The 21959-nt window shown below is 72.9% G+C and carries 25 protein-coding genes; 14 read left to right on the top strand and 11 right to left on the bottom strand.

What is annotated here, in order from left to right; translation table 11 throughout:
- Position 1 precedes the first annotated feature (1 nt).
- Entirely contained in the window at positions 2-1306 is a 1305-nt protein-coding gene (locus GFH29_RS08375; protein WP_228387842.1) for a D-arabinono-1,4-lactone oxidase, read from the top strand.
- A gap of 34 nt (positions 1307-1340) precedes the next feature.
- Here the strand turns inward: GFH29_RS08375 and GFH29_RS08370 are convergent, their stop codons facing one another.
- From GFH29_RS08370 to GFH29_RS08355, 4 genes are all read right to left on the bottom strand, one after another.
- Positions 1341-2195: an ABC transporter permease gene (locus GFH29_RS08370; protein WP_153322909.1), complete on the bottom strand. Its 855-nt coding sequence runs from the start codon at positions 2193-2195 to the stop codon at positions 1341-1343.
- The gene (locus GFH29_RS08365) at positions 2192-3178 is read right to left on the bottom strand and encodes an ATP-binding cassette domain-containing protein (RefSeq protein ID WP_153322908.1); all 987 of its coding nucleotides are present in this window, start codon (positions 3176-3178) and stop codon (positions 2192-2194) included. The genes GFH29_RS08370 and GFH29_RS08365 overlap by 4 nt, the downstream gene beginning before the upstream one ends.
- Before the next feature lie 92 nt (positions 3179-3270).
- Positions 3271-3651, bottom strand: coding sequence for a TfoX/Sxy family protein (locus GFH29_RS08360; RefSeq protein WP_153322907.1), 381 nt, complete (start codon positions 3649-3651; stop codon positions 3271-3273).
- A 72-nt stretch (positions 3652-3723) separates the two neighbouring features.
- Positions 3724-4368, bottom strand: coding sequence for a trimeric intracellular cation channel family protein (locus GFH29_RS08355; protein WP_323368684.1), 645 nt, complete (start codon positions 4366-4368; stop codon positions 3724-3726).
- A gap of 91 nt (positions 4369-4459) precedes the next feature.
- On the opposite strand from GFH29_RS08355, the gene sepH reads away from it, so the two are divergent.
- Positions 4460-5476: a septation protein SepH gene (sepH, locus tag GFH29_RS08350; RefSeq protein WP_153322906.1), complete on the top strand. Its 1017-nt coding sequence runs from the start codon at positions 4460-4462 to the stop codon at positions 5474-5476.
- A 29-nt stretch (positions 5477-5505) separates the two neighbouring features.
- On the opposite strand, the gene GFH29_RS08345 is transcribed toward sepH, so the two are convergent.
- Positions 5506-6324: a sulfurtransferase gene (locus GFH29_RS08345; RefSeq protein ID WP_153322905.1), complete on the bottom strand. Its 819-nt coding sequence runs from the start codon at positions 6322-6324 to the stop codon at positions 5506-5508.
- A gap of 43 nt (positions 6325-6367) precedes the next feature.
- Here GFH29_RS08345 and GFH29_RS08340 point away from each other — a divergent pair, with 43 nt between their 5' ends.
- The 3 genes from GFH29_RS08340 to GFH29_RS08330 all read left to right on the top strand — a co-directional run bounded on the left by GFH29_RS08340 (position 6368) and on the right by GFH29_RS08330 (position 9073).
- Positions 6368-7030, top strand: a complete 663-nt coding sequence (locus GFH29_RS08340; protein WP_153322904.1) for a thymidine kinase — start codon at positions 6368-6370, stop codon at positions 7028-7030.
- A 124-nt stretch (positions 7031-7154) separates the two neighbouring features.
- Entirely contained in the window at positions 7155-8465 is a 1311-nt protein-coding gene (locus GFH29_RS08335) for an HNH endonuclease signature motif containing protein (RefSeq protein WP_153322903.1), read from the top strand.
- Positions 8466-8590: 125 nt separating this feature from the next.
- Complete coding sequence (locus GFH29_RS08330) at positions 8591-9073, top strand: hypothetical protein (RefSeq protein WP_153322902.1); 483 nt, start codon at positions 8591-8593, stop codon at positions 9071-9073.
- A 9-nt stretch (positions 9074-9082) separates the two neighbouring features.
- Here the strand turns inward: GFH29_RS08330 and GFH29_RS08325 are convergent, their stop codons facing one another.
- Complete coding sequence (locus GFH29_RS08325) at positions 9083-10777, bottom strand: phytoene desaturase family protein (protein WP_153322901.1); 1695 nt, start codon at positions 10775-10777, stop codon at positions 9083-9085.
- Between the two features lie 63 nt (positions 10778-10840).
- Positions 10841-12748 (bottom strand): vWA domain-containing protein, encoded by a 1908-nt coding sequence (locus GFH29_RS08320; RefSeq protein WP_153322900.1) that lies wholly within the window; start codon positions 12746-12748, stop codon positions 10841-10843.
- 118 nt (positions 12749-12866) lie between these two features.
- Here GFH29_RS08320 and GFH29_RS08315 point away from each other — a divergent pair, with 118 nt between their 5' ends.
- The 5 genes from GFH29_RS08315 (at position 12867) to GFH29_RS08295 (ending at position 16590) form a co-directional block, all read left to right on the top strand.
- Positions 12867-13376, top strand: coding sequence for a DNA-binding protein (locus GFH29_RS08315; protein WP_153322899.1), 510 nt, complete (start codon positions 12867-12869; stop codon positions 13374-13376).
- A gap of 92 nt (positions 13377-13468) precedes the next feature.
- Positions 13469-14443: a serine/threonine-protein kinase gene (locus tag GFH29_RS08310; protein WP_228387841.1), complete on the top strand. Its 975-nt coding sequence runs from the start codon at positions 13469-13471 to the stop codon at positions 14441-14443.
- 87 nt (positions 14444-14530) lie between these two features.
- On the top strand, positions 14531-15178 hold the full coding sequence (locus GFH29_RS08305; protein ID WP_153322898.1) for a hypothetical protein: 648 nt from the start codon (positions 14531-14533) through the stop codon (positions 15176-15178).
- 1 nt (position 15179) lies between these two features.
- Positions 15180-16253 carry an SGNH/GDSL hydrolase family protein gene (locus GFH29_RS08300; RefSeq protein ID WP_153322897.1) on the top strand — a complete coding sequence of 358 codons (1074 nt, stop codon included), beginning with the start codon at positions 15180-15182 and terminating at the stop codon, positions 16251-16253.
- Positions 16254-16311: 58 nt separating this feature from the next.
- Positions 16312-16590 (top strand): hypothetical protein, encoded by a 279-nt coding sequence (locus GFH29_RS08295; protein ID WP_153322896.1) that lies wholly within the window; start codon positions 16312-16314, stop codon positions 16588-16590.
- Between the two features lie 4 nt (positions 16591-16594).
- On the opposite strand, the gene GFH29_RS08290 is transcribed toward GFH29_RS08295, so the two are convergent.
- Together GFH29_RS08290 and GFH29_RS20640 are read right to left on the bottom strand one after the other, a co-directional pair.
- Positions 16595-17248 carry a prepilin peptidase gene (locus tag GFH29_RS08290; RefSeq protein WP_153322895.1) on the bottom strand — a complete coding sequence of 218 codons (654 nt, stop codon included), beginning with the start codon at positions 17246-17248 and terminating at the stop codon, positions 16595-16597.
- Positions 17245-17619, bottom strand: coding sequence for a DUF192 domain-containing protein (locus GFH29_RS20640; protein ID WP_228387840.1), 375 nt, complete (start codon positions 17617-17619; stop codon positions 17245-17247). Before GFH29_RS20640 ends, GFH29_RS08290 begins: the two co-directional genes overlap by 4 nt.
- 63 nt (positions 17620-17682) lie before the next feature.
- Between GFH29_RS20640 and GFH29_RS20635 the strand changes: the two genes are divergently transcribed.
- The 4 genes from GFH29_RS20635 (at position 17683) to GFH29_RS08270 (ending at position 20810) form a co-directional block, all read left to right on the top strand.
- A complete protein-coding gene (locus tag GFH29_RS20635) occupies positions 17683-18108 on the top strand; it encodes a hypothetical protein (RefSeq protein ID WP_194288995.1) in 426 nt (141 codons plus the stop codon).
- Positions 18109-18262: 154 nt separating this feature from the next.
- Positions 18263-19630, top strand: a complete 1368-nt coding sequence (locus tag GFH29_RS08280; protein ID WP_153322893.1) for a hypothetical protein — start codon at positions 18263-18265, stop codon at positions 19628-19630.
- On the top strand, positions 19627-20262 hold the full coding sequence (locus GFH29_RS08275; protein ID WP_153322892.1) for a hypothetical protein: 636 nt from the start codon (positions 19627-19629) through the stop codon (positions 20260-20262). The genes GFH29_RS08280 and GFH29_RS08275 overlap by 4 nt, the downstream gene beginning before the upstream one ends.
- On the top strand, positions 20259-20810 hold the full coding sequence (locus tag GFH29_RS08270; RefSeq protein WP_153322891.1) for a hypothetical protein: 552 nt from the start codon (positions 20259-20261) through the stop codon (positions 20808-20810). Before GFH29_RS08275 ends, GFH29_RS08270 begins: the two co-directional genes overlap by 4 nt.
- Positions 20811-20819: 9 nt before the next feature.
- On the opposite strand, the gene GFH29_RS08265 is transcribed toward GFH29_RS08270, so the two are convergent.
- Complete coding sequence (locus GFH29_RS08265) at positions 20820-21515, bottom strand: pilus assembly protein TadG-related protein (protein ID WP_194288996.1); 696 nt, start codon at positions 21513-21515, stop codon at positions 20820-20822.
- Between the two features lie 89 nt (positions 21516-21604).
- Positions 21605-21820: a hypothetical protein gene (locus GFH29_RS08260; protein WP_153322889.1), complete on the bottom strand. Its 216-nt coding sequence runs from the start codon at positions 21818-21820 to the stop codon at positions 21605-21607.
- Positions 21821-21959: the final 139 nt, after the last annotated feature.

The raw sequence follows: 21959 nt of genomic DNA, 5'->3' as shown, positions 1-21959 counted from the left end.
CGTGACGGAGTGGACGAACTGGTCGGGCCTGGAGACGGCGCGCCCGCAGCGGGTGGTCGAGCTGGCGGACACCGCCGCGATCGTCGCGGAGGTCGAGCGCGCCCGCGCGGAGCGGACCACGCTGAAGATGGTCGGCACCGGGCACAGCTTCACCGCCATCTCGGCCCCGGAGCACACCATGCTGACTCCGAGCGCCCGGCGCGGGATCGTCGCGGTGGACCGCGAGGCGATGACCGTGACCGCCCACGCCGGCACCCCGCTGTCCGTGCTCAACGCCGAGCTGGAGCGGCTCGGGCTGAGCCTGCACAACATGGGCGACATCGACCAGCAGACCCTCGCCGGCGCCACCTCCACCGGCACCCACGGCAGCGGCGGGTACGCCGCCGGGCTGGCCGCCCAGCTGGCCGGCCTGGAGCTCGTGACCGGGACCGGGGAGGTGCTGCACGCCAGCGCGGAGGAGAACGCCGACGTGTTCGCCGTCGCCCGCGTCGGGCTCGGCGCGCTCGGGATCCTCACCACGCTGACCTTCCGCGTCGAGCCGCTGTTCGTGCTGGAGGCCCACGAGCAGCCGATGTCGTGGGACGCCGCCCTCGACGGCTTCGACCAGATGTGCGACGCGAGCCACCACGTGGACATGTACTGGTTCCCGCACACCGACCGGGTGCTGCTCAAGCGCAACGACCGCCTCGACGTCGACCTCGGCGAGGCCGAGCCGCTCCCCCGCTGGCGCGTCGCCCTGGACGACGACCTGCTGTCCAACCGCCTCTTCGGCGCGCTGTGCGCCGTGGGCAACGCGGTGCCGGCCGCGGTTCCACTGATCAACCGGGTCAGCTCCCGGGCCCTGGGGGCGCGCACCTACAGCGACGTGCCGCACCGCGTCTTCACCACCGAGCGCCGCGTCGTCTTCCGCGAGATGGAGTACGCCGTGCCCCGCGCGGCGGGCCTGGCCGCGCTGCGCGAGGCCCGCGCGGTGCTGGACGCCTCCCGGCTCCGGGTGGGCTTCCCCGTGGAGGTGCGCACCGCCCCCGCCGACGACATCGCGTTGTCGACCGCGTCGGGGCGCGACTCGCTCTACCTGGCCTTCCACGTGCACCGTGACGCCGAGCACCGCGAGTACTTCGCCCTGATGGAGCAGGTCATGCGCGCCCACGACGGGCGCCCGCACTGGGGCAAGGTGCACACCCGGACGGCTGCGGACCTGGCCCCGGCGTACCCGCGTTTCGCGGAGTTCCTCGCGATGCGGGACCGCCTCGACCCCGACCGGGTCTTCGCCAACCCCTACCTGCGCCGGGTGCTGGGCGACTGAGGCGACGCCGCCCCCGAGCGAGGCCCGGGGGCGCTCAGGAGCGGCGGTTGTAGAGCCGCAGCGCCAGCGGGGCGAAGACCGCCGTGATCGCCACCGACATCACCAGCACGATCAGGATGTCGCCGGCGTCGGGGTTGTCGTTCATCAGCCCGCGAGCCGCCTCGTTGAGCAGCGTCACCGGGTTGACGTCGACGAAGGCGCGCAGCCAGCCCGGCATCGTCTCCGGCGGGGCGAACACCGAGCTGATGAACGTCAGCGGGAACAGCACCATCATCGAGACGCCCATCACGGCGTTGGGGGTGCGGACCTTGAACCCGACGATCAGCCACAGCCAGCTCAGCGCGAAGCAGAAGGCCAGGAGCAGCAGCACCGCGAGCAGCACCCCGATCAGGCCGCCGGGGGCGCGGTAGCCGATCAGGACCCCGACCACCAGCACCATGAACGAGGCCATCGCATAGCGCAGCGTGTCGCCGAGCAGCGCGCCGACCAGCATCGAGGGCCGCCACACCGGCAGCGAGCGGAACCGGTCGAAGACCCCCTTCTCGATGTCGGTGTTGATGGTCAGCGCGGTGTACATCGTGATGAAGACGACCGTCTGGGTCAGGATCCCCGGGAGCGCGTATTGCAGGTAGTCCTGCGGGGAGCCCGCGATCGCGCCGCCGAACACGAACGTGAACATCAGCGTGAACATGATCGGGAACATCGTGACGTCGAAGAGCTGCTCGGGGACGTGCTTGATCTTCAGCAGCGCGCGCCACGCGAAGCTCAGCGAGGAGCTCACCGGCCCGGGCAGGGCGGGGCGCTCGCCGGAGCCGAGCGCTGCGGCGATCTGCTCGTCGGGGGTGCGCTCGGCGAGCGTGCCGACGCCGGTCTCTCGCTGCGTGGTCATGCCGGGACCTCCTCATCCGTCGGGGCGCTCTCCTCGGCGGGGCGTCCGGTGAGCGCGAGGAACACCTCGTCGAGGCTGGGCTGGCCCAGGGCGTACTCGGTGATGCTGAGCCCGTGCTCGCCCACGCGCTGCAGCGCCGCCGCGACCCGCTCGGGGGTGGCCACGCGCATGCTGATCGCCGAGGGGTCGGACTCCAGGACCGGCACCGCGTCGAGGGACTCCGCCAGCAGCCGGGCCACCTCCTCACGCTCGGCGACGTCGGCCACCCGCACGTGCAGGGCCCCGGAGCCGACCGAGGCCTTGAGCTCGCCGCTGGTCCCCTCCGCGATCACCCGGCCGTGGTCGATGACCGCGATCCGGTCGGCGAGCTGGTCGGCCTCCTCGAGGTACTGGGTGGTCAGCAGGACGGTCGTGCCGGCGCCCACGAGCGCGCGCACGATCCCCCAGACCTGGTTGCGGCTGCGTGGGTCCAGACCCGTGGTCGGCTCGTCGAGGAACATCAGGTCCGGGCGCACCACGAGCGAGCCGGCCACGTCGAGGCGACGGTGCATGCCGCCGGAGTAGGCCTTGACCTGCCGCTTCGCGGCGTCGACGAGGTCGAAGGCCTCCAGCAGCTCGTCGGCCCGGCGACGGGCGGCCGCCCGGCCGAAGCCGTACATCCGCGCGAGCAGGGTGAGGTTCTCGTGACCGGTGAGGTCTTCGTCGAGGGAGGCGAACTGGCCGGTCAGCGCCACCCGGGCGCGGACCTTGCCGGCCTCGCGGACCACGTCGTGGCCGAGCACGAGCGCGGTGCCACCGGACGGGTCGAGGAGCGTGGCCAGCATCCGGATCGTGGTGGTCTTGCCCGCGCCGTTGGGCCCGAGCACGCCGTAGACGCCGCCGGTGGGGATCGCGAGGTCGACACCGTCGACGGCGCGGTTGGTGCCGAAGACACGCACGAGGTCGTGGGTCTCGATCGCCAGATCGGGGCGTGAGGTGGACATGCTCGTCATGCTGGCACTCCGTGCCGACAGTGCGCATCGCAGTTTTTGCTCATGCCGCAGAAAGACCCGGCCCGGGCCGGGAACTCATCGCCCTACCCGGACCTTCTCCGTCCGGCCGACTTCTTCGGGGTCCTCGGGGTCTTCGGGGGCCGCGCGCGGGCGCGCGCCACCGCCGGGGCGACCCAGGCGTCGAGGCTGGCCGGATCGGGGAGGTCCGCCGAGGCGACCAGGACCACGCCGCCCATCGTGCGCTCCCCCATCCTCGCCCGGCGCGCGCCGAGCGCGAGGGCGTCCTCGACGCCGTCGGTGCCGACGTGGACCATCAGGTCGTCCTCGCCGGTGCCGACGGCCATGTGGGTGTTCACCGTCCAGCACAGGCCGCCGAACATGCGGATCTCGCGGTAGCCGCTCGGGCCTGCGGCAGCACCGACCGCGTCCCGGATCCGCCCGGCCAGCTCCTCGTCGTACGCCATCGTGGGCCTCCGCCCGATCGCCGTCCGTTCGCAGTCGTCAGGCTAGCCCCGGTCCGACCCGGGCGCGCCGGGTCAGACGGCGGCGTTGCCGCGCGGCATCGGCGCGTGCCAGTGGCGCCAGATCGCCAGCAGGCGCCACACCAGGCACACCAGCGCCCCGGTGATCGCGACCGCCACACCGGGCAGGTCGGTGCGCACGCCGAGCACCGCGATGAAGGCACCCGCCAGCGCAGGTGTCGCATAGAGCTCGGCTCGGAAGACCACTGGGACCCGCCCGGCCAGCAGGTCGCGCAGCATCCCCCCGCCGATGCAGGTGACCATCCCCATCAGGGCGGCGGGCAGCGGGCCGAGGCCGTACTCCAGCGCCTTCAGGGCGCCGGAGACGCAGAAGACGGAGAGCCCGAAGGCGTCGAAGACGTTGATCGCGTTCTCCATCCGCCCGACCGCCGGATGGAAGAAGAACGTGAGCAGCCCGGCCGCCATCGGCACCGTGAGGTAGCGCCAGTCAGTGAGCGCCGCGGGCGGGGAGGCACCGATCAGCACGTCGCGCATGAAGCCGCCGCCGAGGCCGGTGGTCACGGCCAGGATGAGGCACCCGAACAGGTCGAGGTGCTTGCGCACCGCCACTATCGCGCCCGTCACCGCGAAGACGAAGATGCCGACGAGGTCGAGCACCACGAGGGTGACGATGGGTTCAGTAGCCTGCACAGTCGGCACACCTGGAGGTTACCGACGTCGGGCGACTCCTCTGGCGTAGGCTCGACCAGACCGGAGACGGCACGACGACGTGGCAGGAGCAGGGCAGGCGATGGCGCACCTCACGCTCGCAGCGGTGAGCGAGGACGGCAAGCGGCTGCTGCTGGTCAGCGACACGGGGGACGAGCACACCCTCGAGATCGACTCCCGTCTCCGGGCCGCCCTGCGCGGCGAGACCGCACGCATCGGCCAGTTGGAGACACACATGGACAGCGCCCTCCGTCCCCGCGACATCCAGGCCCGGATCCGCGCTGGGGAGACCCCGGAGTCGGTGGCGGAGGCCGCCAACACCTCGGTGGATCGGATCATGCCCTTCGCCGGACCCGTGCTCGCCGAGCGCGAGCATGTCGCGCAGCGCGCCCAGCGCTCCTCGGTACGCCGCCGCAACAGCGAGGGCAGCGGCACCGCGCGCACCCTCGGCAACGCCGTCGAGAGCCACCTGCGCGGGATCAGCGTGGACGCCGACTCCGTGGAGTGGGACTCCTGGCGCCGCGACGACGGCCGGTGGGTGCTCACCGCGGCCTACGCGACCGCCCGCCGCAGCGGCACCGGGCACTTCACCTTCGACATGCCCGGCAACTACGTCGTCCCCGAGGACGACGACGCGCACTGGCTGGTCGGCGACGTCGTCGAGGCTCCCGCCGCGGCCCGCAACGACCTCGAGGACGCCCGCCAGCGCCGGCTGACGTCGCTGCGCCCCGACGAGGCTCCCCCTGGGCTGCCGCTGGGCGAGGACGCCATCGAGCTGGTCAGCGAGCCCGAGCCGGCCGCCGAGCGCCCCATGGAGGCCTTCCTCGACGCCCGCCCGGACGACGAGGAGCCGCAGGCGGAAGCGGCCGCGGACGCCGCCGCGCTCGACGCGGACCCCGAGCCCGAGGCCCCGGCCGCTGCGGCGCAGACGACCGCGGACGCGCAGCCCGAGCCAGAGCCGGCACCCGACGAGGAGCCGGAGCTCGAGCTCGAGCTGGCCCCCGAGCCGCCCCCGCGGCGTACGGCGCGCAAGCGGGGCGGCCGCGCCTCGGTGCCGAGCTGGGACGAGATCATGTTCGGCGGCGGCAAGCAGGACTGAGCCGGGCGCCGGGGCACACCCCCGGCGGCTCAGCCGCGCTCGACGGGCCGGCTCGGGTCGGTGATCCAGCCGCTCCAGCTGCCCGGGTAGAGCGCCGCCCGGATCCCGGCGAGCTCCAGGGCCAGCACGTCGTGGGCTGCGGTCACCCCCGAGCCGCAGTAGACGGCCACCTCCTCCTCGCCGCTCACCCCTGCGGCGGCGTACAGCGCGCGGATCTCCGCGGCGGAGCGGAACCGGCCGTCGGCGCGCAGGTTGGTGGTGGTCGGCACGTTGACCGCGCCCGGCACGTGGCCGGCCACCGCGTCGACCGGCTCCACCTCGCCGCGGTAGCGCTCGGGCGCCCGCGCGTCGATGAGGACCGGCACGTCGAGGACCTGCTCCGCCTCCACCACGGGCATCCGTCCCGGCTGAGCGGAGAAGTCCCCGGGCTCGGGGTCCACCACGTCGACGGCGACCGCACCGTCCTCGGCCAGCCAGGCCGACCAGCCGCCGTCGAGCACCCGGACGTCGTCGTGGCCGTGGTGGCGCAGCAGCCACCAGCAGCGTGCCGCGGCGTGCCCGGACCAGTCGTCGTACACGACAACGGGACGGTCGGCGCGGACGCCCGGGCGCCGCATGGCAGCCTCGAAGTCCGCGCGCGCCGGCAACGGGTGGCGACCTCCCGCGCCGGGCGGGCCCGCGAGCTCGGTGTCGAGGTCGACGTACGACGCGCCGGGCACGTGGCCCGCGGCGTACTCCTGCGCGCCCGGCGGGCCGCCGAGGCGGTAGCGCACGTCGAGCACGGTCACGGCGTCGTCGCCGGCGAGCAGGTCACGCAGCTCGCGCGGCGAGATCAGGGGTCCGGTCATGCCGCCATCCTGCCCGGGACGGTGTCGTGAAAGGATCCCGGGCGTGGCCGAACTGCAGTTCTTCACCGGGACGATGGACTCCGGCAAGAGCACTCTCGCGCTCCAGACCAACCACAACCACGCCGCGCGTGGTCGGTCCGGGCGGATCTTCACGACCCATGACCGCACCGGTCAGGCGCAGGTCTCCAGCCGCCTCGGCCTGACCCACGACGCGATCGAGGTCGAGGCCGACTTCGACTTCTGGCGCTACGTCGTCGACTCGCTCACCCAGGGTGCGCGCATCGACTACCTCGTGTGCGACGAGGCGCAGTTCTACACCCGCGCCCAGATCGACCAGCTCGCCAAGCTCGTCGACGAGCTCCAGATCGACGTGTTCGCCTTCGGCATCCTCACCGACTTCCGTACCGCGCTCTTCGAGGGCAGCCAGCGCCTCGTGGAGCTCGCGGACCGGATGAACGTGCTCCAGGTCGAGGCACTGTGCTGGTGCGGCAAGCGCGCCACCCACAACGCCCGCACCGAGAACGGCGTGATGGTCACCGAGGGCGAGATCATCGTCGTCGGGGACGTCGATGAGCAGGACCGCGGCCCCGCCGGCGACGCGAACGTCGCCTACGAGGTGCTCTGCCGCCAGCACCACCGCCGCCACCTCACCGCCGCCCGCGCCAAGGCCGTCAGCCTCGCCCCCGAGCCGCTGCCGTTCGGCTGAGCGCCCCAGCGTTGGTCGGGCCCGTCGAGGCCCGCTCCCGACGGCGGCGCCGCCGCCCAGAAGTTTTACCTTCTGGTTCCGCCCAAGCCCTTCTCGTCGAACGTGCGTTCGAGTAAGATGAGGCATGGCCTCCCCCGAACTCCCCGAGTGCGACACCCCAGCCGCCGTGCTGGCCTTCGCACAGCGCCGCCGGGCTGCCGCCCAGCGGGCGGAGATCGACGTCCTGGAGGCCGCTCTGGTGTGGGCGTCGATGCACCCCGAAGAGTCGGTCGCCGAGGCGGCGCCGACGGCCGGGCTGGTCTTCGGCGAGCTCGCGGTGCCGCTGGCCGGTGAAGGGGCGCCGCTGGTGGCGGAGTTCGCGCCGATGGAGTTCGGTGCCGCCCTCGGCATGTCCACCGACTCCTCCCGGGCGCTGGTCGGTGACGCGCTCGAGCTCGCGCACCGGCTGAAGCGGACCTGGAAGCTGGTCCGCGCCGACAAGGTCCCACTCTGGAAGGCCCGGCGGTTGGCGCAGCTGACCACCACCCTGCCGCTGGACGGCGCCGACTTCGTGGACCGCCAGCTCGCCGCCTTCGTCGGGAACATCAGCTGGGCCGGGATCGAGCGCCTCGTCGACCAGGCCCGCGTCGCCTTCGACCCCGAAGGTGCGGAGAAGGAACGCCCCGCCGCCGCCGACGGCCGACGCTTCGACGTCCACACCCGCGAAGCCAGCCACGACGGCACCGTCCACGTCGAAGGGGTCCTCGACCTCGCCGACGCGATCGACCTCGACACCGCGATCCGCCACGGCGCCGACGAACTCGCTGCACTCGGCTCCGCCGAGTCGCTCGACGTGCGCCGCTCGATGGCCGCCGGCGAGCTCGCCCGACGCCAGCTCGCTTTCGACCTCCGGGCGGAGGCGGGTGATGGCGCTGCTTCGGTGGTCAAGCCCCGGCAGGTCGTCATCCACGTGCACCTGTCCGACGCCGCGATCAGTCGCGACGAGTCCGGCATCGCACACGTCGAGGAGACCCGGTCCATCGTCTCCACCGACCAGGTCCGCGACTGGTGCAGCGGCGACGCCCAAGTCGTGATCAAGCCGGTCATCGACCTCGAGACTCACCACCACACCGACGCCTACGCGATCTCCGACCGGTTGGCCGAGCAGACCAAGCTGGCCTCGCCGGTGTGCGCCTTCCCGTGGTGCGAACGCCCCGCCCGACGCTGCGACACCGACCAAGTCGTCGCCCACGGCGCGAGACCGACCGGCGGCCCGACGTGCAGCTGCAACCTTGCCCCGCTCTGTCGACGACACCATCGCGCGAAGACCCACACCGGGTGGACCTACGACAAGACCGATGCCGCGACGTACCTCTGGCGATCGCCCCACGGCCTGCACCTGATCAAGGACCAGGGCACCACGCGCCTCGTCACCGCGCACCCGCCCGACGAGTAGGTCGACCGCCCCGGACCCCGCCAGCACCCCACCGGCGCGGTCATGAACCCGCGCTGGCCCCCTGGCGCCGACCGGTCCGGCGACTATGGTCGAGGAAACCTTGCCGTCCCGACCGAGGAGCCGCCATGCACCCGACCCATCTCCCGCTGCGTCTTGCCACCGGCGCCTACATCCTCAACTCCGGCATCAGCAAGCTCGGAGCCGACGAGGGCACGGCCCAGTACCTGCACGGCGCCGCGGCGTCGACCTACCCGGCGCTCTTCAAGGACATGGAGCCCCAGAAGTTCGCCAAGGTGCTCGCCTACAGCGAGATCGCCGTGGGCACGGCGCTGCTCGTCCCCATGGTGCCCTCGACCGTCGCCGGGGCTGCGCTGACCGGGTTCGGCTCGAGCCTGCTGGGCATGTACTTCCGGACCCCGTCGATGACCCTGGCCGACGGCATCCGCCCGAGCCAGGAGGGCGTCGCGCTGGCGAAGGACGCGTGGCTGGTCGGTGGCGGACTGACGTTGCTGACCCAGGGTCTCCTGGGCGCCGCGAAGTCCGGGGTGAAGTCGGGTGTGAAGTCCTCGAAGAAGGCGGTACGCCGGGCCACGCCCGGCAAGCGCTGAGCGCGGCGCTCAGGCGGTGGTCCGCGGCCGGCGACGCGCCGGTCGGCGGATCGCCGAGCCAGGCTTCGAGGCGAGCAGCGGGTCGAAGTCGTCGGTGACCGGCGTCAGCCGGTCCTCGTCGACGAACACGGCACCGTCGCGCACCTCCTGGAACAGGTCGCGCCCCAGCACGGCGCCGGCCGTGCCCATCCCGCCGTGGATCGTGGCGTTGATGCCGAACATGTGCTCCGTGCTGCCCCCCGCCAGAAACAGCCCGGGGATGTGGGTGGTGACGCGCGGGCGGAACGGGCCGAGGTTCCTCAGCAGCGGTGCGATGCCGTAGCAGGAGCCGTCGGTGGTGAGGGTGAACCGCTCCTGGGTGATCGGGGTGGACGCCTCGCAGAACACCATCCGCTCGCGCAGGTCCGGGATCATCAGCTCCGCGGTGTCGAGCACCCGCTGGGTGAGCTCCTCCTTGACCTGGAGGTAGCGCTCGTCGCGGCCGTACCCGGCACCGTCCACGGCGCCCGCGTCGACGTGCCAGAACGTGTGCTCCTTCGGCGCCCAGCTCACCAGCTCCAGCGTCGAGTAGCCCGGCGGCGCCGAGTGCGTCCCCTCCGGGTCCTTGGCCGTGGGGCAGCTGATGCCCACCGGCATCTGCTCGGGACAACGCCCCGCGGCGACCTCGCGGTAGTAGCCGTCGACGTCGTTGGTCGGCCACACCCAGGCCAGCGGCGGGGTGTCGCGCTCACGCAGGTCGACGTCGAGCGCGACGTACACCGCGAACATCGGCAGGGTCATCTCCAGGTTCGCCAGCCGACGCCGCAGCCGCCGGGTCAGGTGCTCCTCCCCCACCAGCTCCTTCCAGGTCCGCTTGAAGTCGGCCGCGGACACGACGGCCCCGGCGCGGATCTCCTCGCCCCCGCGGAGGCGTACGCCGACCGCGCGCCCGTCCTCGATGAGGATCTGCTCGACCCGGGCCTTGGTGCGGACCCGGCCGCCGTGGGTCGAGACGACGTCGGTGAGGTGGGCGCCGATCACCTGCCCGCCACCGCGCGGGTAGTAGGCGCCGGCTTGGAGGTAGTGGTGCAGGAAGCCCGCGTGCATGGCCGTGGGAGTGCGGTGCGGGGGCCAGGTGTAGTCGCCGTTCTCGGCGAGGATCACCGCCTGGGCGTCGGCGCTGAGCCCGCAGGCGGCCATCAGCGTCGTGATCGGCCGCACGCCCCACCGCAACAGCGCGAACGGACGCCGGCGCGGCCGCTCCCGGGTGGCGATGGTGCGCATGATCCCCACGCACCGCCGCAGGCCCGCCTCCTCCTCGGGGAAGGCCGCGATCAGCCGCTCGAGGTAGGTGTCCCAGCCCGTGGGTGTCTGGAACGTCGTGCCGGGGACCATGATCTGGCAGTGGCCCTCCGGGCGCTGGCGCAGCCACAGGATCCGCTCGGTCAGGGCCAGCCCGGACAGCGCGGTCTGCATCCGCCCGCCCGGGCCGCACTCGCCGACGTAGTGGGTGCCGACGTCGAACTCGAACTTGTTGCCGGCGCGGCGGAAGACCTGGGTGCTGCCGCCGACCACCTGGTTGGCCTCGAGCACCAGCACCTTCTTGCCGTTGGCCGCGAGGTACGCCGCGCAGGTGAGGCCGCCGGGGCCGGCGCCCACGACCACCGCGTCCCAGGTCTCGCCCGCGCCGGGGCTCGTCGTCGGCTCGGAGGTGGTCTGCGCCATGGTGGATCGCTTTCGACGAGGGATCGGGGTGAGACTCCAGTCAACTGCGTGGCGCAGCGGCTCTCAGCCCGCCGAGCGCCTGCGCCACAGCAGCAGCGCGGCGACCAGGGCCGCCAGGCCCAGCACCCCCGCGGCCACCGCGACGATGCTCACGGTGTCGCCCTCGCTCTCCGCGGCCGCCTCGCCGTCGCCGTCGGCCTCGGCCGACTCGGTCTCCGAGGTGCCGGCGGAGGGGTCCTCCGTGGCCGCGGTGGCGCCGTCGACCACGTTCCACGTCGCCCCGCCGGCGTACGTCGGCCCGTCGGCCGGCTCCCCGATGACCTCCACGTCCAAGGTGAACGGGATCTCGACCGTGTAGTCCCTCTTCTGCACGCTCAGGCTGACGTAGTAGTCACCCGCGACGGTGACGTCGGCGCCGCCGTTGAACTTCGCGCTGCGGACCTCGGAGGGCGCGCGGCTGACGGCGGGGACGGCCGCCTGCAGGGAGACGCCGTCGGGGGAGCCGAGCCACGTGGAGCCGTCGACGTAGCCGAGCTGGGCGCCCAGCGGGTTGAACAGCGTCAGGTTGGCGCTCGGCGCGAACCGACCGAACTGCTCGGAGAGCTGCCCGGTCGCCTCGGGGAAGTTCACGCTCACCTGCGCCGCCTGGCCGAACTCGAGCGGCACCTTGTAGATCAGCACCTCTCCGGGCACGACGGTGCTCGACCAGCTGCCGGTGCCGACCTCGGGTGCGCCGTCGAACGACGACGCGCCCTCGACCCGCTGTGGCTGTCCGCCGACCTGGGGCGCGGTGGCCGAGAGGCTGGCGAGCTCGGGGTCGCTGAACCCGACCTCCTCGACCGGGGGCTCCTCGGTCACGACCAGGCCGAACGGCACTTCCTCGCTCGCGCCGCGCGCCCGGGTGATGGTGACGACGTAGTCACCGGGCTCCTCACAGCCCTCGACGCCCGACGAGCCGAGGCCGGCCCCGGCGGTGACCTGGACGCCCATCACCTCGCGCAGGTCGAGGGCGGTCCGGTTGGCGCTGGCGTAGTCGCAGCGCCCGGCGGGTCCGGTGACCTCGGCGATCAGTCCGTCCATGAACCCCGTCTCACCCTGCGACAGCGCGGCGACGCGCAGCGTGGTCCCAGCCGTCTCGCGGGTGAACACGTAGCTCGTGGACTCCCCCGCCGCACCGAGGGTGTCGACGTACTCGCCGACCTCGACCGGGGTGGGCGAGCTCTCGGCGCCGCCCACGATCGGGGCGCCGCTGAGGGTGAAGGGCCGCAGCGCCCGGCTGGCCACCCGGGTCAGGCGGCTCTCGATGTCGGCGGCGCTGTCGGCGTCGTAGTAGGTGCCGTTGCCCTTCTCCGCGATGCACTGCAGCTGCGAGCGCGCCGCGCCCGAGACCGAGAGGCCGACCACGTCGATCTGCAGGTCGATGCCGTTCTTCTGCAGCTCCGCGGCCACCGTGCACGGGTCGGGGTCGCAGGTCGACTCCCCGTCGGAGACCAGGACGATCGAGCGGGTGCCCTCGTCGCCGAGGTCCTTGGCCGCCTCCTCGAGGGCGTGCGGGATCGGCGTCTCGCCGTACGGCTCGTAGTCGCCGATCGCGGCGCGGAGCGCGTCACGGTTGTCGGTGCCGGGCTCGACCACGACCTGGCTGTCGGTGCACGACCCCTTGTCGGTGCGCGAGAACACCGTCGCACCGAAGACGCGCAACCCGACCTGGGCCTCGTCGGGGAGACCCTCGACCACTGTCGTCAGCGCCTTGCGGGCCGCCGCGATCTTGGTCTGTCCCCCGCCGGCCGGCTCGGACATGGAGCCCGACGCGTCGAGGAGCAGCATCATCCGGCCGTAGCCGTCCGGCTCAGCGGCGGACGAGGCAGCAGGTGCGGCGTGGCTGGGTGCGGGTGCGGTCGCGACGACCGCCCCGGCACTCGTGGCGACCAGGATCGCGGCCAGGCCGGCCAGGTGACGACGGAGCTTCATACGACTCGCCCTTCCCTCATCTCGATGTGGCGACACCTACCCTGCGGTTTGCAAAAGCAAACGTCAACGTTGCTGTCGCGAACACCCCGGGACTAGGGTCGACACGGAGGGGGCAGCCATGGGACCGGAGAAGTCGGAGAAGATCGCCGAGCAGCGCCGCCTGTACGGCGAGTCGATCGGCACGCTGGTGCGCCGCGTGACCGCCGGCCTGGGCCTCAACCAGGCACGCGTCGCGGAGATCCTCGGCCTCAGTCCCCCGATGCTCTCCCAGCTCGTGAGCGGTCATCGCGTGAAGATCGGCAACCCGCTGGCCGTCGCCCGCCTGCAGAGCCTGCTGGGTCTGGTCGAGGAAGCCCCTGGCCTGTCCGGAGACGCTGTCCAGCGCCGCCTCGAGGAGATCCGTACGCACCGCGGCACCTTGTCGACCGGGCAGTTCGTCCACGCTCCGGAGTCCTCGGTGGTCCTGCGGAAGGCGCTCCACGCGGTCGCCTCCGGCCAGGAGCTCGCCCGCGCGGCGGACCTGCTGGTCGACGTCGCGCCCGGCCTGGCCGAGCTCGTCCGCGTCCACGGCACCGGGACCGAGGCGGAGTCCGCGCAGCACCTGGCCTCGATCAGCCACCTCATGTGAGTCCTCAGGTGCTCGATCCCCGGGAGGGGCCTGCGTACGATGACCGCCATGCTGCCGCCCGCGCGTCCACTGCCGCGCACCCGGGCCGCGCGGTGAACCCGATCTTCGCTCGCCGCTACGAGCTGCTCGACCCGATCGCCGACGGGGCGATGGGGTCGGTGTGGGTCGTCCGCGACCAGCAGGACGGACAGGTCAAGGCGGCCAAGGTGCTCAAGCACAGCGACGCCGGTTCACTGCTGCGCTTCATGCGCGAGCAGTCGACGCGCATCCACCACCCGCACGTGGTCACCCCGCTGAGCTGGTCGGGCGAGGACGACTCGGTCCTCTTCACGATGCCGTTGGTGCGGGGCGGCTCGGTCGCGACGCTGATCGGCGACTGGGGTCCGCTGCCGCAGGCCTGGGTCGTCGCGATCCTCGACCAGACGCTCTCGGCGCTGGAGGCGGTGCATGCGGCGCGCGTGGTCCATCGCGACGTCAAGCCGGCCAACCTGCTCCTGGAGCCCACCGGCTCCCGGCCCCCGCACGTGCGGCTGACCGACTTCGGCATCGCCGTGCCGGTCGACCAGCCCCGGATGACGCTGTCCTCCACCACCCTCGGCACTCCCGGCTACATGGCGCCCGAACAGCTCGCCGGCGCGGACCCCGACCCCCGCCAGGACCTCTACTCGGTGGCGATGGTCGGCCTGGAGATGCTGGTCGGGCACCCGCCGCCGTTCGCGCCCGCCGAGCTGCCCGCGACGGCGCTCGGCACTCTGCTCGCCTCCGCCGCCGACCCCGACCCGGATCGCCGGCCCCCGAGCGCTGCGGCGCTGCTGGAGGACCTGCGCTCGGTGCGTGCGGGCCTGCCCGCCGCCTGGGACCCCGGCGAGGTGGAGGTCCTGGACCAGTTCTCCGGACCCGGGCACCGGGGCACAGAACCGGCCGCGGCGCCCACCACGGTGCTCGAGCTGACGACCGACGACCGGGCAGCACCGGCAGCACCGGCGCGGCCCGTCCTCGCGGTGGGCGTGCTGACCGTCACCGGCCTGGCGCTCCTGGTGCTCTCCGCCGTGCTGCTCCTGACCTGAGGACCGGCTCGGCGACCGCCCGCCGGGCCCCTCGGCTGGGACCGAGGGCCCAGAGGCTTGCGGCGACGCCGCCCTAGCGTCGTCGCCGTGACCAGGCCCCCCGTTCACCTCCTCCGTCCCGCGCCGCGACTCCTCCGCCGGGTCGCCGCCACCCTCTGCCTCGCCGGGCTGCTGTCCTCCTGCGGTGCCGGCTCCTCCGCGGACACCACCGCGGAGGACCCCGCCACCCGCAGCACCGACTTCCTGATCACCTCCGAGGCGCTCCCGGCCGGCTGGGGAGACAGCAACTCCCAGGGCCTCGACTACCGGTTGAGCGTCTGCGGCGTCGATCTGGAGCCGGAGACGCCAGCCCGCGCCAGCAGCCTGCGCTTCTCCGAGGGCCCGTTCGGGCCGTTCCTGGAACAGCACGTGCGCGTCTACCGCACCGACGTGATCGCCGATGTGCTCACCGACCTGCGCACCGCTCTCACCGACTGCACCGGCTACACCGCTCGCGGCACCCGGCCCGACAGCCCGGCGGCGCGGTTCTCCGTCGAGCCCCTCACGGTCAAGGGTGCCCCGGCCGACAGCGCCGCCTGGCGCCAGACCAGCCAGGGCGACCTCCCCATCACCGCCGACGTGCTGGTGACCCGAACCGGTGACTCCGCCATCACCTTGATGTCCTACGCGCTGCGCGACACCCCGGACCCCGCCGTGCTCGCCCGCGCGGTGGCCGCCCTGCCGCAGGTCGACTGAGATGGCGACCGCCCACCGCGCGCGCCGTACCCGTCCCGGCGAGCGGGGCGCCGGCACCCTCGAGTACGTCGGCGCCACGATCCTCGCCAGCTTCCTGGTGCTGGGCCTGCTGGTCTCCCCCGCCGGCGGCAGCGCCCGTGACGCCTTCACCGAGGCGGTGTGCAGCGTCGTCGAGCGCGACGGCTGCACCGTCCCGGGCTACGGCGAGACGCCCCTGGACCAGGCCACCAGCGGTGAGTACGTCGCGCTCGGCGACAGCTACTCCTCCGGCGAGGGCGCCTGGGACTACGAGGAGGGCACCGACTACGACGACCGTGTCGACCTGTGGCCCTACAACGACCACGAGGAGGACCGCAACCGCTGCCACCGCTCCGCGCACGCCTACTCCCAGGTGATCACCGGCGCCAACGAGTTCGCCGGCGGATCGTCCTTCGTCGCCTGCTCGGGCGCCGTGGCCGACCACCTCGACACCCCCAACCACGGCAACACCGGTGAGGACCCGCAGTACGACGCGCTGAGCGACGAGACCTCCCTGGTGACCATGACCATGGGCGGCAACGACCTCGGCTTCGCCGACGTCGTGAAGGACTGCATCATCAACGGCCAGCGTGGCGTCGGGTCGAACACCTGCCAGGCCAAGCACGATAAGCGCATCGAGGACGAGCTGGACCGGCTCCACGACGAGCTGGTCGACCGTTACCGCGAGATCAAGGAGCAGGCCCCGAACGCCCGGGTGATCATCGTCGGCTATCCGCCGCTGTTCGTGACCGACCCCTCCGACAACTACGGCAACCTGCTCTTCGCCGAGGACCAGGTCTGGATGAACGAGGTGGCCGCCGACCTCAACGCGATGCTCGCCGCGGCCGCTCAGGAGGCCGGCGTCGAGTTCGTCGACCCGACCCAGGCCTTCGAGGGCCACGGCATCGGCAGCGACGACCCGTGGATCAACGACCTCGACGTGGGCGGACCCGGGTTCGCGATCGCCGACCCGAGCAGCTTCCACCCCAACGCCGCCGGCCACGCCGCGATCGCCGACCTGGTCCAGCAGCAGCTCGAGGACCCGCGCTACCCGTGACCGACCCCGCCGACCCACGGCCTAGGCTGTGCGCTCCCCGAGCGAGGAGAGTGGTGCGGTGAGCCCCGGCCTGGTCCGCGCGACAGCCCTGGTCAGCCTGCTCGGCTGCCTGCTGCTGCTCATGCACGCGCTGGTCCTCGGGCTGCACGTCGAGGGCACCCCGCGGGCCCTCGACGACGCCGCCCGGGGCGAGCGGGTGGGCTATCCGGCAGCGCTCGGCGCGGTGCTCGCGGTCGGCGCCCTGCTCGGCGCCCGGCACCGCCGCGCCGCCACCGTGGCGGCCGTCCTCGCGCTGGTGCTGGGTGCCACCGCGCTCGTGCTCGATCTCTCCGGCTGAAACCTCAGGCGACCGATGGGACCGCCGCCAGCACGACCAGCGCAGCGGCGCCAAGCATCGCGGGACCGAACGGGAAGGTCGCCTTGCGACCGGCGCCGGTGCGGACCACGGCGACGAGCCCGACCACGAGCCCCAGGCAGAACGCGCCGAGGAACGCCGCGAACGCCGCGGGCCAGCCGAACCAGCCGGTCACCATGCCGAGCGTGACCGCCAGCTTCACGTCGCCCAGCCCCAGCCCGGCCGGGTTCAGCACGGCCAGGAGCAGGTGCACCGCGCCGTTCACGACGCCGCACACCAGCGCGGTCACCCACGCCGACCAGCCCGTCTCGCTCGCCCAGGTGCAGCCGGCCAGGAGCACCGCCACGGCCGGATAGCTCGGCAGGGTCCAGCGGTCCGGCAGCCGTCGTACGTCGAGGTCGATGACCGCCAGGCCGACCATCCAGGCGAGGACGGCGGCGTACGCGAGGAGCACGACGACCTCGCCCTCGGCCCGCCAGGCCAGCAGACCGACCGCCACCGCCAGCACCGGCGCCACCCAGCGACACTCGCGCCGGGGCAGGTGGCGCTCGTCGTCGTAGCGGTAGCCCGCCCGCGCGAGACGGGTCTGCAGCACCAGCCCGGCGAGCAACGCGCACGCCGCCGCGACCACGATCGTCACGGTGCTGTCTCACCGATCGTCAGGACCGAGCCGCGCCGCACGCCCCAGGCGGTCATCGAGCCGGCCGCGGCCTCGATGGTCGCGCTGGCCCGGAGCCGGAACCGGGTCATCCCGGTGAGGCGGCGCAGGGTCGCCACGTGGAGCACCCGGCCCTCGCGGTCGACCACCGCCACGTCGATCGGGTAGCGCATGCCGACCATGTGGACCGACGGGCACCGGGTGATCCAGAGCGCCCCCACCACCCGATCGGTCCCGAGCAGCCCCCGGCGCCGGGCGCGGGCAGTCTCCGCGACCGCGAGGGGGGCCACCGGGGTGCCGTCGAGCAGGAGCGCCCGGTCCCCGGGTCCGAAGACGCGTGCTGCGCGGGTCACCGGAGGTTTACGCAGGTCGGCGCGGTGGCACGCTCCGCGCGCAGGACACGACGACCGGAAGGAATGCTGGGACCACCGATGGACCTCGCCCGGATCGCGCGACTCGCCGTCGCACTCGCCCTCGGGGCCCTGGTGGCGGGGATCGCCGCTGTCCTTCTCACCCTCTCGGCCGGCAGCCCGACCGCGACGGTGGTGCTGCGGACCCTGCTCACCGCCGTCATCCTGGTCCTGCTCACCCGGCTCGTCATGCGCGGAGCGTACGACGCTCCCGGCGTGCTGGGGAGGGCAGCCCTCGCCGGGCTCGTCGCCTACCTCGTCTCCCCCGCCGCCTGGGCCGGGCGGGCCCTGCTGGGCCAGCTGCTGGTCGACCCGGGCCCCGCGTCGTACGCCATCGACCTGGTGGTGTGGGTCGCGCTGGTCGTGATCGCCGCCCGCACCGCCGACGTCCGCACGAGCGCCGCCGCACCGGCGCCGTACCAGCTCGGCTGAGCCCCGGATCCGGGGGACGACGATGACGACCGGTCCGGGCGATGGGCCCGCCGACAGGTCCCGGGACCTACGCGCCGCACCCGCCGAGCGGGTTGTCTCAGAGGTCTCGTGGACACCGGCGCCCCCGAGGCGCCACAGCAGGAGGAGCAGGACCATGGGTGGCGCAGACGAACGGCGACACGAGCGCGGCGCGGCCACGCTGGAGACCACCGGCGTCGCGATCATCGCGGCGACCCTGATCCTGGCGGTGATGCTGGCGGCCCTGCCGCAGGGCACGCGGCTCGCCGAGACCTACTCCTACTGGGTGTGCCAGGTCGTGACCTTCGGCCAGGGCGGCTGCGCGCCGCCGTCGTCTGCCCCGGAGTCCCGGGAGCCGACCGAGCCGTGCGTGCTCACCCAGGACGGCGTCGAGCGCAACCAGGAGATCTCCGTCCTCGTGGTCACGGCCGCGGACGGGCGCCGCATCGAGATCCAGAAGCTCAGCAACGGCGAGTACCGCGTGAGCGTGACCGACAGCAACAGCGCAGGGGCCTCGGTCGGTGTCGGCGGCGGGCTGACGGTCACTGTCAACGACACGACGGTCGGCGGCAACGCCAGCGCCGGCGCCGGTGCCTCGGTCGACATCCGGGCCGGCGCCGTCTACCACGCCAGCGAGGACGAGATGGGCGACCTGATGGACGCGCTCACGCAGGACCAGGTCAAGGACGCCGTGGTCGGCGAGGGCGGGCCGTTCCGCTGGCTCACCGACGGGCTCACCAACCTGGCCGGGATCGGCAAGGACCTGCCCGTCCCCGACGAGATCTACGCCGAGGGCGGGATCTCGCTGAACGCCAGCGCAGAGGCCACCGGGCTCACCGACCACGCCGCAGCCGGCGTGAGCGCCTCGACGGTCCTCGGGACCCGGAAGAACCGCGACGGCACCACCACCGTCTACCTGCGTTCCGAGGTCTCGGGCGAGGCCGGCCTGCAGTCGCTGGGTGTGGACACCACGGGCCCGAAGTTCAAGGGCGCCGAGCTCGAGGGCTCCGCCGAGCTGGTCACCGCTGTCACCTTCGACTCCGAGGGCAACATGGTCCAGGTCTCGGCCACCGCCACGGCCGGCGGCTCCTCCTCGGGCGTCGCCTCGGCACTGTTCGGCGGCAGCCTGGACGCCGACCTGGCCAACCAGGAGAGCGGGCTGCGCATCTACCAGGCCAGCCTGGACACCGACAACCCCGCCAACCAGGCCGCCGCCCAGCAGTTCCTGTTGGCCCAAGGCGTCTCCAGCCTGGGTGCCTGGACCAACCCGGCCCTGACCGCCGTCGGGAACATCGGGTTCGTCCAGGCCGCGATGGACAACGGGACCGTCACCCAGCAGGACTACGACACCGACAGCAACACCGTCTTCGGCATCGACGGCAGCGGCAAGCTCGGCATCGAGCTGGGGGTCTCGGCCGAGGTCAAGACCGACTCGATGACCACGACCGGAGCGCAATACTGGGACGGCACGCAATGGGCGAACTGGGAGGCTTGCAGCGCATGACACGACGGCGCCTGACCGCATCGGTGCTGGGCGGGGTGCTGACCCTGGGCCTCGCCGCCTGCGGGGACAGCCAGGAGTCCGGTAACGGTGACCGATCCGTCTACGAACCCACGGAGAGCCCCACGATGGCCGTCACGATGATCGACCTGCCCGCGGACTACTCCACCGTCGAGGGCGCCGGGTTCTCCATCGGGGTGCCCGGCGAGTTCCAGCAGCAGCGCACCAAAAGCTCCAACGGCGAGCCGATGCTGGTGCTGGAGAAGCCCTCGAAGGTGGAGTCGCTCCCCCAGCGGGTCGCGGTCATCCGCGACGTCGACCCGAAGACGCCGGCCTCCGAGCAGTCCTTCGCCCTGGAGACCTCCAAGGCCGCGGCGGGCCCCGAGGCCGAGGTGGAGCGCTCCACCGTGCCGTCCACCGACGACGACCTCGAGCCGGCGTACCTCGTCACCTGGAAGGAGTCGCGCCCCAGTGGCGGCGACCGGGTCGAGGTCACCTACTGGCAGCTCCTCCAGCAGGTCGACGACGGCCTCATCCTCAACGTCGTCGCGCTCGCGCCGTCGGCGGAGTTCGAGACCTCCGAGGTCAGCAAGATCCTGCGCACCTTCGCGGTGGACGCCTCGTCGGCCGCATGAGGCTGGGACCCACCCAGGTCCTGTTCCTGCGCCTGGGCGCGATCGCCTGCCTGCTCGGCGCCGTGGTGACGGCGTTCGTCGCGATCACCGTCGACTCCGCGCCCCCGGGCTCCGCGGAGGTCAGCATCGCCGATGACCCGCGCGAGATCGCGCTGCCCGACCCGGGGCTGTTCGGCTCCCAGGTCGTCGTCTACGGCGCGTCCGGCGACACCGGCGTCGCGCCCTCCGAGCTGGGCTGCCGGCTGCTGACGCGCGACGGCGCGGAGCAGAGCACGGCGCGGATGTCGGAGCTCAGGGTCCTCTCGACCCCGGCGGTCACGGTCGAGGACCGGCGCCTCGACGCGCTGTTCAGCGTCGGGTCCTACCCACGCGGCTCGGTGCTGGCCTGCAGCGACGCCCAGGCGGTGGCGCCGGTGGCGCTCTCGCAGCCCTCGACGTTCGGCAGCGCCGCCACGATGGTCCGGATCACGGCGGCGCTGGCGACCCCGGCGTTTCTCGCGGTCGGGATCGGCGGGCTGGTGCTGCTCCGTCGTCGCCCCGCGCGCTGAGCGCGGGCGCTAGTCGATCAGCCGGGGCTCGAGCCCGTCGAGCTCGAAGTCGACGAAGGACAGCCGGCCGGTCTCCCCGTCGATGACGAAGCGTGCCGTCAGCGGCCCGCACGAGAACGTCGTGCCGATGTCCGGCGGCGGGGGCGGGGGGCCAGGGTCCTCGGTCGGGCCGTCGGAGGGACCGCCCGTGGGCCCGGCGGTCGGCGTGGGGGTCGGGGTCGGGGTCGGCTCGGGCGGGTCCTCGTCGTTCCAGGAGCACCCGGAGAGGTCGAGTCCCGTGCTCGCCACGGCGTCCGCCACGGCAGCGTCCACCTCGTCGCTGACGGCCTCGTTCATCTGGACCGAGGCCCGCACCTCGCCGCGGGCGAGGTCGAAGCAGTAGTCGGTCAGCGTCGCGTCGTTCTTCTGGGCGTAGGTGCTGGCCCGGTCCTGGCCGAAGCCGCACCCCGCCGTGCCGCCGAGGTCGTCGCGCGAGGTCATCATGGCCAGCAGCTGGGGCAGGAGCTCGCGCAGGGCGCCAGCACCCGCGAGCGCCGCGGCATCGGCCGCACTCTGCGCCTGGGACTTCTCGTCCACACCGCGCGAGAGCAGCGCGACACCCGAGATCGCCACCGCGACCAGGGCGACGATCACCACGATGACCAGGCCGGTGGTGATCTGGCCGGCCTCGTCGCGACGGGGGCGGTGCGAGCGAGCGAGCAGCATGGGTCGAGACCTTCCCAATTTCATTGGTCTACACACGCCCACGCGGGCCCCGGAATCATCCGGGGCCCGCGTGGAGGAGCGATGGTGGGTCAGGAGCCGCCGCCACCGGTGACGGAGTTGACCGCCTCGGTGAAGAACGTGCCGAGGTCGATCGCCTCGGACGCCTGGAGGACCGCCACGACGATCGCCGCGGCGACGATGATCATGCCGACGTACTCCAGGGTGCCCTGTCCGCGCTCGTCGTCCTTGCGAGCGGTGAGCATGTGGGCCTGGAACATCAGCACAGCCTCGAGAACCTTGTTCATCCTGATCGACCTCTTCCTGTTGAGTGGAACGGCGGCCCGCCCCCCTGAGCGGGCCGCAAGCCTGATGGTGGTCGTCGGGCTGGTGCTGTTCCCGACATCTGGAAACCTAGGTGCTCAGCCGCCCCGCACCGGGGGTCCC

The organism is Nocardioides sp. dk884, from assembly GCF_009557055.1.
In the GTDB taxonomy this organism is placed as follows: Bacteria; Actinomycetota; Actinomycetes; order Propionibacteriales; family Nocardioidaceae; genus Nocardioides.
The sequence above is the reverse complement of the archived record's forward strand: the minus strand, read 5'-3'. Positions and strand labels throughout refer to the sequence as shown.

What these genes read in the sequence shown, in the direction of transcription:
- GFH29_RS08260 (WP_153322889.1), bottom strand. Translation starts at nt 21,820, where the DNA reads ATGAACAAGGTTCTCGAGGCTGTGCTGATGTTCCAGGCCCACATGCTC.
- GFH29_RS08315 (WP_153322899.1), top strand. Translation starts at nt 12,867, where the DNA reads ATGGGACCGGAGAAGTCGGAGAAGATCGCCGAGCAGCGCCGCCTGTAC.
- GFH29_RS08365 (WP_153322908.1), bottom strand. Translation starts at nt 3,178, where the DNA reads ATGTCCACCTCACGCCCCGATCTGGCGATCGAGACCCACGACCTCGTG.
- GFH29_RS08330 (WP_153322902.1), top strand. Translation starts at nt 8,591, where the DNA reads ATGCACCCGACCCATCTCCCGCTGCGTCTTGCCACCGGCGCCTACATC.
- GFH29_RS08320 (WP_153322900.1), bottom strand. Translation starts at nt 12,748, where the DNA reads ATGAAGCTCCGTCGTCACCTGGCCGGCCTGGCCGCGATCCTGGTCGCC.
- GFH29_RS08300 (WP_153322897.1), top strand. Translation starts at nt 15,180, where the DNA reads ATGGCGACCGCCCACCGCGCGCGCCGTACCCGTCCCGGCGAGCGGGGC.
- GFH29_RS20635 (WP_194288995.1), top strand. Translation starts at nt 17,683, where the DNA reads ATGCTGGGACCACCGATGGACCTCGCCCGGATCGCGCGACTCGCCGTC.
- GFH29_RS08370 (WP_153322909.1), bottom strand. Translation starts at nt 2,195, where the DNA reads ATGACCACGCAGCGAGAGACCGGCGTCGGCACGCTCGCCGAGCGCACC.
- GFH29_RS08325 (WP_153322901.1), bottom strand. Translation starts at nt 10,777, where the DNA reads ATGGCGCAGACCACCTCCGAGCCGACGACGAGCCCCGGCGCGGGCGAG.
- GFH29_RS08265 (WP_194288996.1), bottom strand. Translation starts at nt 21,515, where the DNA reads ATGCTGCTCGCTCGCTCGCACCGCCCCCGTCGCGACGAGGCCGGCCAG.
- GFH29_RS08270 (WP_153322891.1), top strand. Translation starts at nt 20,259, where the DNA reads ATGAGGCTGGGACCCACCCAGGTCCTGTTCCTGCGCCTGGGCGCGATC.
- GFH29_RS08345 (WP_153322905.1), bottom strand. Translation starts at nt 6,324, where the DNA reads ATGACCGGACCCCTGATCTCGCCGCGCGAGCTGCGTGACCTGCTCGCC.
- GFH29_RS08275 (WP_153322892.1), top strand. Translation starts at nt 19,627, where the DNA reads ATGACACGACGGCGCCTGACCGCATCGGTGCTGGGCGGGGTGCTGACC.
- GFH29_RS08335 (WP_153322903.1), top strand. Translation starts at nt 7,155, where the DNA reads ATGGCCTCCCCCGAACTCCCCGAGTGCGACACCCCAGCCGCCGTGCTG.
- GFH29_RS08280 (WP_153322893.1), top strand. Translation starts at nt 18,263, where the DNA reads ATGGGTGGCGCAGACGAACGGCGACACGAGCGCGGCGCGGCCACGCTG.
- GFH29_RS08360 (WP_153322907.1), bottom strand. Translation starts at nt 3,651, where the DNA reads ATGGCGTACGACGAGGAGCTGGCCGGGCGGATCCGGGACGCGGTCGGT.
- sepH (WP_153322906.1), top strand. Translation starts at nt 4,460, where the DNA reads ATGGCGCACCTCACGCTCGCAGCGGTGAGCGAGGACGGCAAGCGGCTG.